A 7,851-nucleotide genomic window follows, 5' to 3' on the forward strand; every position below is an offset into this window, starting at 1 on the left:
TTAACAATCCCCTTTCTTGTGGTGAACTGTTCTTTGAGCAGATAGAAATGCGGCTAATTTTTCCCTTGTCGGCAGACCGTCCATGTCCCCCGGTGCCTGAACTTGCAATGCTCCGATCGCATTACCCCTTTGCACTGCATCCTTGTACGGCAAGCCATCAAGAATTCCGCTGATGACGCCGACAGCAAATCCGTCTCCGGCGCCGACTGTGTCAACAACCTGATCAACCCGGAAGCCTTCTGTATATCCTTCACTTTCCTTTGATTTAAAGTAAGCGCCTTCTTTTCCAAGTTTAATAGCGACAAAGCTGACACCTTTTTTCAGATAAAAATCTGCAATGCCTTCAGGCGTTTTTTCGCCAGTCAATAGCTCTCCCTCTGCGATTCCAGGGAAGAACCAATCCGCAAGTCCCGCCAAATCATTAATCGTATGTGCCATTGTTGCTTGATCAGGCCAAAGTGCGGGTCTTAGGTTAGGGTCTAATGAGGTGGTTTTTCCAGCCTGTTTCATGTCTTTCATCACATAATAGGCGAATTCTTTCATATCGGCGGACAAAGCCGGGGGAATACCTGTAACATGCAGATGGTCTGCGCTTTGAAAATAGTCTCTTGGGTATTCAGCAGCTGTTAAAGTGCTTGCAGCCGAGTTCTTCCTGTAATAGGTTACCTCAGGATCGCCTTCTTTCACTTTGGACTTTAGCAGCAGCCCCGTTGGATTGCCATCCTGAGACCGGATCACGCGAGACACATCCACTCCCTCTTTTTTCAGCTCCTGAAGAATAAATGTTCCGAGTTGATCATTGCCGACTTTGCTCATCCAGCCCATTTGAAAGCCAAGTCTGGCCAGACCGCAAGCCACATTGCTTTCTGCCCCGGCCAGTCCTTTTGAGAATGTGGAAGCTTCATGAAGGCCTCCGTACTCATTTGCGTAAAACATGGCCATCGATTCGCCGAAAGTAATCGCATCAAGCTTCATTTCCCAACCTCCTCTTAGTTGAGGGCACCTTGGATTAAAGTGACTTTCTCATGATGACTTTTGCCTCTAATTCGATGGTTTGAGGCGCTCCCTCGTCACCTTCAATCCTTTTTAATACGCGTTCCATCGCCGTCTTGCCCATATCATGTGACGGCTGGGCGATTGTTGTAATGCCCGGGCCGATGAGTTTATACCATTCCGTATCATCGAATCCGGCAATCCCCGTATCTTCGGGAATGCGCAGCCCTATTTCTTCCATACAGCTAATAATTTTCAGCATAATCAACCCATTTAAAGCAAGAATCGCTTTTTTTTGCTCAGGCATCTCATTCATAAAAGAGCACAGCGCCTTCTCAAGCTGCTCTTTGTCTTTGACGTCAATTTCATACATTCGCCTGAGTCCATTCACATTTCGCACCGCAGCAATCTCCTGATAAACAGCCGCTCTTTCCGCCCGGGGGCTGATGGATGCAATCGGTTCAGTAAACAGCGCGACATCTGTGTACCCTTTTTTGTAAATCTGCTGAAGGATCTCTTCAGTTATCCTTCTGTTGTCAGTCGTTACGGTATCCAGTTTCAGATCCGGCAATTTGCGGTCAATTAATACTGTCGGCACCTGCTGTTCGGCAAAGGAATATAAAATATCCTTGTTTTCCCCGGTTGCATTCAAAATCAGCCCTTCTACAGAGTGTGCTTCGAGCTTTAGCAGCATTTCCCGTTCTTTTTCAGGACTGTTATCAGTGTTGCACACCATTATGCTGTAGCCATATTGATCACAAACCTCTTCAACTCCCCTAAATGCTGCGACTGAAAAGGGATTTGTAATGTCGGCAACAACAAATCCGATTAATTTGCTTTTTTTTATTTTCAAACCTTGTGCCATTTTACTCGGCCGATAATTCAATTCAGTGATTGCCTTTTTTATGTTTTTTACCTTTTCAGGAGAAATCACGTCAATTTTCCCATTAATATAACGAGAAACAGTTGATTTTGATACTCCTGCAAATTCAGCTACGTCTTTGATGGTGATATGGCCTGTTGTTTTCTTTTTCATTCAAGTGCTCCTGTATCGTCTTATAATTTGAAACCGATTTCAAAACCGTTACAACACAAGAATACCATATTTTTTAAAATTGAAAAGTATTTTTTTAATAATGTGCTTATTCACAAAATTTCCGTTGACTCTTTTCTCTATTTATCCTAAAATTTTCTTTGAAACCGTTACCAAAATATTTTCATTCAAGTGATGCTGAAATCCTAACCAAGGGGGAAATCCAATGGAAAATCGTTACTCTGTACACCCTGAACAAGTAAAACGCTTTACAACCGAGGAGCTTCGCAGTCATTTTTTAATGGATACGTTATTTACAGAAAATAAGCTGACCATGTATTACTCCCATGAAGACCGCGTTGTGATAGGCGGTGCAGCACCCGGACAGAGCGAACTGAAGCTTGATGCCGGAGACTTTCTTAAAACGGACTTTTTTCTGGAACGGCGTGAAATCGGTATTATTAACGTCGGCCAACCTGGTGCAGTTAAAGTCGGCGATGATGAATACGTGCTTCAAACAAAGGATTTTCTATATATCGGGATGGGCAATCGGGATGTAGCATTTAAAAGCCTAAACGGAGAAACAGCAAAGTTTTACTTCGTCTCCTCGGGCGCGCATCAAAGCTATCCGACGCAAAAAGCCGCTCTTTCTGAACTGACACCGGACCGGCTCGGTGACGCAGCAGCATCAAATGTAAGAAGCTTGTACAAAGTCATTCATCAAGATGGCATTCAAAGCTGTCAGCTGATGATGGGGATCACGATGCTAGACGAAAACAATAACTGGAACACCATGCCGGCACACGTTCATGATCGCCGGATGGAGGCTTATCTCTACCTTGATCTTGAGAAGGATTCAAAGGTTTTTCACTTCATGGGTCAGCCGGATGAAACACGCCACCTTGTCGTCGGAAACGAGCAGGCTGTCCTTTCTCCTGCCTGGTCCATTCATTCTGGCGCAGGAACATCTAACTACAGTTTTGTATGGGCGATGGCTGGTGAAAACTACACATTTACGGACATGGATCTTGTGCCAATGGATGGGCTGAAATAAGATGAGTTATCTGCAAGAGGCATTTTCATTAGAAGGAAAAACGGCACTGGTGACAGGGCCGGGTACGGGAATCGGCCAAGGAATCGCCAAAGCGCTGGCAGGCGCCGGTGCTGATATTATCGGCACATCACATAAAAGCAGCCTCTCTGAAACACAGCAGCTTGTGGAACAAGAAGGCCGCACATTCACTACCTTTACATTGGATATGAGTAAGCCTGATGCAATAAAGGATACAGCGGCTGAACTGTTTGAAACACAGCAAATCGACATCCTTGTCAATAACGCCGGGATTATTCACCGGGAAAAAGCGGACACTTTCGCTGAAGAGAACTGGCATAACGTGCTGAATGTGAACCTAAACAGCTTATTTATCCTGACCCAGCTAGCGGGCAGACACATGCTGAAAAGAGGTCATGGGAAGGTTATCAATATTGCCTCTCTCCTCTCTTTTCAAGGCGGCATTCTTGTTCCAGCCTATACAGCAAGCAAACATGCCGTTGCTGGTTTAACAAAATCGTTTGCAAATGAGTGGGCCGCTTCCGGCGTACAAGTTAACGCGATAGCGCCTGGCTATATATCAACTGCCAATACACAGCCTATCCGGGATGATGAAAAGCGAAATGAAGACATTTTAAAAAGGATTCCTGCCGGCCGCTGGGGCAAAGCTGATGATATCGGCGGGACGGCTGTTTTTCTGGCATCTCGCGCTTCTGATTATGTCAATGGACATATTTTAGCAGTAGACGGCGGCTGGCTTGCCCGCTGACAAAATGAAAAAGCTGATGATCCATGATCATCAGCTTTTTCGTGATTACATCATATGCGGTTCAACAGGTAAGACCTTTTTCACTTCATCAATGATGCGTTCATTTTCTCCGTCCGCATAAATATGAATCGAGCCGCTGTCTTGATTTGAGCGAATCAGACGGCCAATCCCCTGCCGCACTCGCAACAGCATATACGGAAGGTCAACCTCTTCAAACGGGTCTTTTCTCGCACTGTTGCGTTTTGCCGTAAATACAGGGTCATGAGGCGGAAACGGCAATGACCAGATCGTGACATTCTTCAATGCGTCACCAGGAATATCAAGCCCTTCCCATAGGTGAACTGAACATAAAACCGTTTCCTCTTCCCCTTGGAATTTTTCTACTAAGCTGCTGATTTCCTCGTCGCCTTCAAAGTAAATCGGATACGGCAGCTCCCAAGCAGCTGCGAGCTCCTTAAACTCGTTTAATTCCTCAAAAGACGGGAAGAGCACCAGCGTTCTGCCTTTATAGTGCTTAATTGTCTCTATTGTTTGAGCTGTTTTTTGTTCTGCGCTCATTTCTGTTTTCCCATAAAGGGTAACGGTCATTTGTTCGTCATAATCATAAGGAGAATCAACCGTTAACGATAAGTAATCGTGAATCCCCAGACTGTCCGCAATATAGTCAAACGAACCGCCTTCTGACAGCGTTGCAGAAGAAAAGATATACGGAATTTTCTTTGAAAACACTTTCTCGCCAAGCACTTCTGCTACTGTTCTCGGCATCACGACAAAAGTGGATTCCGCTTCCTTTTGCTCCAGCCAGCTGATCGCATCCTTTTGATATAAAGATAATGAATACGCCATTTGCTCAACGTATTCCTCTACGACTGACAGCTCGTATTGATCAATGGTGTACATTTCTGACTCAAATACGAGTGCTTCACCAATTTTATCAAGCAACCGGCACAGCTCGTCCGCCGCCTTTTTGACACGCTGATCATTCTTTATTTCCAAACGGTGCGACCCGGCAACTTCTCTTGATTCTTCAGAAAGAACATAGAAAAATTCGTCGTTTGCAGCAAGTGCGTCTTCTATCAATTCAGCAAATTCTTCTCTAATGTCATTTTGAAGCAAACGTTCTAAAAATAATTCAAGAGTTGATTGCTTGACTCTGTAGGTTAATGCTTTTTGCGCAGCAAACTCTAACAGATGCCCTTCATCAAATACAACCGCACTATGATCAGGCAAGAGCGGCAGCTGTCCCTCCCGTTTGCGCGATTCTTCCGTCCATACATGTTCCATATAGAAATCATGAGAACAAATGATCAAGTCTGTTGACTTGCGATAATAATCTCTTGATAGCGTCAAGCCGCATCTATGTCTCATATCACATGTCAGGCAATCTTGAAACGAGTCGTAGCTTACTTGCGACCATTCTTCATTCGAAAGGTTAGCGTACTGCTTTCGGTCACCGTATGGATAAAACCGCTGCATGGCCTGTGACTCATGGACAAATGACGGTAAAGCTTCATAAAGATCAAGCCACTTTTCATCATCAGATCGCTGCATTGTTTTTTCAAGCTTTTTCAAGCATAGATACTGCTCATGTGATTTCGATAGCCTTGTGTCAATCTTAAGATCCAAATGTTCAGCCAGCTTCGAAATGTCTCCCTCTTTTTTCACGAGCTGTTCGATTAGCGTTTCATCAGCACAAGCGATAATAGCGGGTTTTCCGACATATCTTGCATAACTGATCGCAAAAAGAAGGTAAACAAGTGTTTTCCCCGTTCCTACTCCGGCTTCGGCAAACATGACTTTTTTCTCTTTAAACGCCCGTTCCAGCTGAAAAGCCATGAACACTTGCTCATCTCGAAGATCAAACCCTTTTTCGGGAAGAATATCGTAAAACACGTCACCAATCCAATTGTTCAATTCTTCATAAAAATTCTTTGTTTTTGTTAAAGAAAAAGGCAAACGTGATGTTGTCACCCAGTTCCAACCCCCAACTATTCGGCATTCAGACCATCAATATTATCATTTCCCGCCGCTGAATACAATAAAAAAACTTGGCAGTGCCAAGCTTTTTGTGACTTACTTTCGGTTGATCACATGCGAGGATAAAAAAGGATGGTCTGTTGAATGAATATGTTCCACCGCTTTTTCTAAATTATTTTGCGCATGTGAAATCACAGACGGAGACGCATCATCAGCTCTGAGCTCCTTCAGCTCGTTTGCGGTTGCGTCAAGCGCCCTTTGAATGAGATTAAAATGTTCGCTGTTCAGCATGAGATCACCTCTAATTGAAATAATCATCATTGTATGCGAACTTTTCATTTTATATACATGCTTTCCGCATGTTATCACTGAAATGTGCACAAACTACATCCGATACTCCGTCATGGACTATCCGTCTTATCAACAATATTCTATCAGGGAGTGATGTTGACATGAGTTATAAAGACCGATTAGATCAGCATTCTGAACTGTTTCATCACAATTGGACGCGGCCTAAACGTTCTAAGTCTCAAGTAAACGGTCACACCGAAATGTCCCAAACCAACATTATATTAAGAAGTAACGCGAAAGCGCACCGTTGGTAACGATAGAATATGGCTGAAAGATGAAAGAAGACGCATCCAGAGCGTCTTCTTTTTATGCGTGTTCCGTTTTATTACGCTGAGGTCTTACTTTAGACCAGTACTGATAGTAATCCGTCTTAATAAATCCATTAAAGAGCTTTCGTTTCTTCGTTGCTTTTCTTCCATATGCTTCCTCAAAATTTTCATTTGAAGTCAGCATATACACAGACCACGTATCAAGCGGTTCGAACGCCTGTCCCATTTCTTTGTACATCTGCTCAACGGCTTTTTTCTCGCCGAGACGTTCTCCGTACGGCGGGTTTCCGACAATCACGCCAAACTCATGTTTTGTAGTGAAGTCCTTTACCTGCATTTGTTTAAATTCGATTAATTCGCTCAGTCCCGCTTCCTCTGCATTTTCTTTTGCGATTTGCACCATGCGGTGATCTACGTCACTGGCGAAAATCGTAAGCGGCTGATCATAGTTTGCCTTTTCTTCGACTTCAAGACGTGCTTTGTCCCACAGATCTTTACCGATCCACTCCCAATCCTCTGAGACAAAATCGCGGTTAAATCCCGGGGCGATATTTTGGCCGATTAATGCGGCTTCAATCGCGATCGTTCCGGAACCGCAAAAAGGATCGACAAATGGACGGTCCGGAGTCCAATTTGTTAATTGCACCAAAGCGGCAGCAAGCGTTTCTTTAATGGGCGCTCCTCCCTGATCCACGCGGTATCCCCGTTTGTGGAGGCCTGTCCCTGACGTATCAAGTGTAATAACCGCCTGATCTTTCAATAAAGAAATTTCCACCTTATATTCGGCGCCTGTTTCTTCGATCCAGTCATTGGCTTTGCCGGACTGCAGCTTCAGCTTTTCAACAATCGCTTTTTTGACGATCCGCTGACAGTCGGGAACGCTTGCAAGTGTTGATTTAACGGATTTACCGATGACAGGGAATTTCCCGTTCTCCGGTATAAATGAACGCCAGTTAACCGCTTTCGTTTTTTCAAACAGCTCATCAAATGTTTTTGCTTTAAATGTAGCAACTTGAACTTTTACACGGTCCGCCGTTCTCAGCCAAAGATTCGCACGGCAAATCGCAAGCGCATCCCCTTCGAAGATAACTTTTCCGTTATCAACCTTGCATTCATATCCTAAGTCACGAACTTCTTTTGCAACTACAGCTTCAATGCCCATCGGCGCTGTTGCAATTAGTGTATACTTCTTCATCGTATCACCCTGTCTTTTAAAACTTTTCTCTCATCAAGATAAAAGCTCTCCTTATACGGGAGAGCTTGATTTCATCATTTAATTTAATGGTCTAACGTTCTGTAAGCCATGTTTTGTTCCATCGTACTGCAATCGGCTCATCACCTCGTACTCAGGCGGCAATCATCTATCTACAGAAAGCATTCTGTCCTTCTCTCCGTTGAATTCCGTCAA

The 7,851-nt window shown here is 44.2% G+C and carries 8 protein-coding genes; 3 read left to right on the top strand and 5 right to left on the bottom strand.

Features of this window, described 5'->3' with window-relative positions; translation table 11 throughout:
• Window positions 1-975, bottom strand: coding sequence for a 2-dehydro-3-deoxygluconokinase (kdgK, locus tag CJU60_RS05105; RefSeq protein ID WP_095713149.1), 975 nt, complete (start codon window positions 973-975; stop codon window positions 1-3).
• A 34-nt stretch (window positions 976-1,009) separates the two neighbouring features.
• A complete protein-coding gene (locus CJU60_RS05110) occupies window positions 1,010-2,029 on the bottom strand; it encodes a LacI family DNA-binding transcriptional regulator (RefSeq protein ID WP_095713150.1) in 1,020 nt (339 codons plus the stop codon).
• A 223-nt stretch (window positions 2,030-2,252) separates the two neighbouring features.
• Between CJU60_RS05110 and kduI the strand changes: the two genes are divergently transcribed.
• Together kduI and kduD are read left to right on the top strand one after the other, a co-directional pair.
• On the top strand, window positions 2,253-3,080 hold the full coding sequence (gene kduI, locus CJU60_RS05115) for a 5-dehydro-4-deoxy-D-glucuronate isomerase (RefSeq protein WP_024121818.1): 828 nt from the start codon (window positions 2,253-2,255) through the stop codon (window positions 3,078-3,080).
• A 1-nt stretch (window position 3,081) separates the two neighbouring features.
• A complete protein-coding gene (gene kduD / locus CJU60_RS05120; protein ID WP_095713151.1) occupies window positions 3,082-3,846 on the top strand; it encodes a 2-dehydro-3-deoxy-D-gluconate 5-dehydrogenase KduD in 765 nt (254 codons plus the stop codon).
• Window positions 3,847-3,891: 45 nt separating this feature from the next.
• Here the strand turns inward: kduD and CJU60_RS05125 are convergent, their stop codons facing one another.
• Together CJU60_RS05125 and CJU60_RS05130 are read right to left on the bottom strand one after the other, a co-directional pair.
• Entirely contained in the window at window positions 3,892-5,817 is a 1,926-nt protein-coding gene (locus CJU60_RS05125; protein ID WP_095713152.1) for an ATP-dependent DNA helicase, read from the bottom strand.
• A gap of 102 nt (window positions 5,818-5,919) precedes the next feature.
• On the bottom strand, window positions 5,920-6,114 hold the full coding sequence (locus tag CJU60_RS05130; RefSeq protein ID WP_024121821.1) for a hypothetical protein: 195 nt from the start codon (window positions 6,112-6,114) through the stop codon (window positions 5,920-5,922).
• A 161-nt stretch (window positions 6,115-6,275) separates the two neighbouring features.
• Here CJU60_RS05130 and CJU60_RS05135 point away from each other — a divergent pair, with 161 nt between their 5' ends.
• Window positions 6,276-6,428 (top strand): YpzG family protein, encoded by a 153-nt coding sequence (locus CJU60_RS05135; protein WP_003153548.1) that lies wholly within the window; start codon window positions 6,276-6,278, stop codon window positions 6,426-6,428.
• Between the two features lie 52 nt (window positions 6,429-6,480).
• On the opposite strand, the gene CJU60_RS05140 is transcribed toward CJU60_RS05135, so the two are convergent.
• The gene (locus CJU60_RS05140; protein ID WP_095713153.1) at window positions 6,481-7,638 is read right to left on the bottom strand and encodes a THUMP domain-containing class I SAM-dependent RNA methyltransferase; all 1,158 of its coding nucleotides are present in this window, start codon (window positions 7,636-7,638) and stop codon (window positions 6,481-6,483) included.
• Window positions 7,639-7,851 lie beyond the last annotated feature (213 nt).

This window comes from Bacillus sp. 7705b (genome assembly GCF_002289525.1).
Classification (GTDB): Bacteria; Bacillota; Bacilli; order Bacillales; family Bacillaceae; genus Bacillus; species Bacillus halotolerans.

Excerpts from the sequence above, each read along its gene's own strand:
- kdgK (WP_095713149.1), bottom strand. The coding sequence starts at position 975 with ATGAAGCTTGATGCGATTACTTTCGGCGAATCGATGGCCATGTTTTAC.
- CJU60_RS05110 (WP_095713150.1), bottom strand. The coding sequence starts at position 2,029 with ATGAAAAAGAAAACAACAGGCCATATCACCATCAAAGACGTAGCTGAA.
- kduI (WP_024121818.1), top strand. The coding sequence starts at position 2,253 with ATGGAAAATCGTTACTCTGTACACCCTGAACAAGTAAAACGCTTTACA.
- kduD (WP_095713151.1), top strand. The coding sequence starts at position 3,082 with ATGAGTTATCTGCAAGAGGCATTTTCATTAGAAGGAAAAACGGCACTG.
- CJU60_RS05130 (WP_024121821.1), bottom strand. The coding sequence starts at position 6,114 with ATGCTGAACAGCGAACATTTTAATCTCATTCAAAGGGCGCTTGACGCA.
- CJU60_RS05135 (WP_003153548.1), top strand. The coding sequence starts at position 6,276 with ATGAGTTATAAAGACCGATTAGATCAGCATTCTGAACTGTTTCATCAC.
- CJU60_RS05140 (WP_095713153.1), bottom strand. The coding sequence starts at position 7,638 with ATGAAGAAGTATACACTAATTGCAACAGCGCCGATGGGCATTGAAGCT.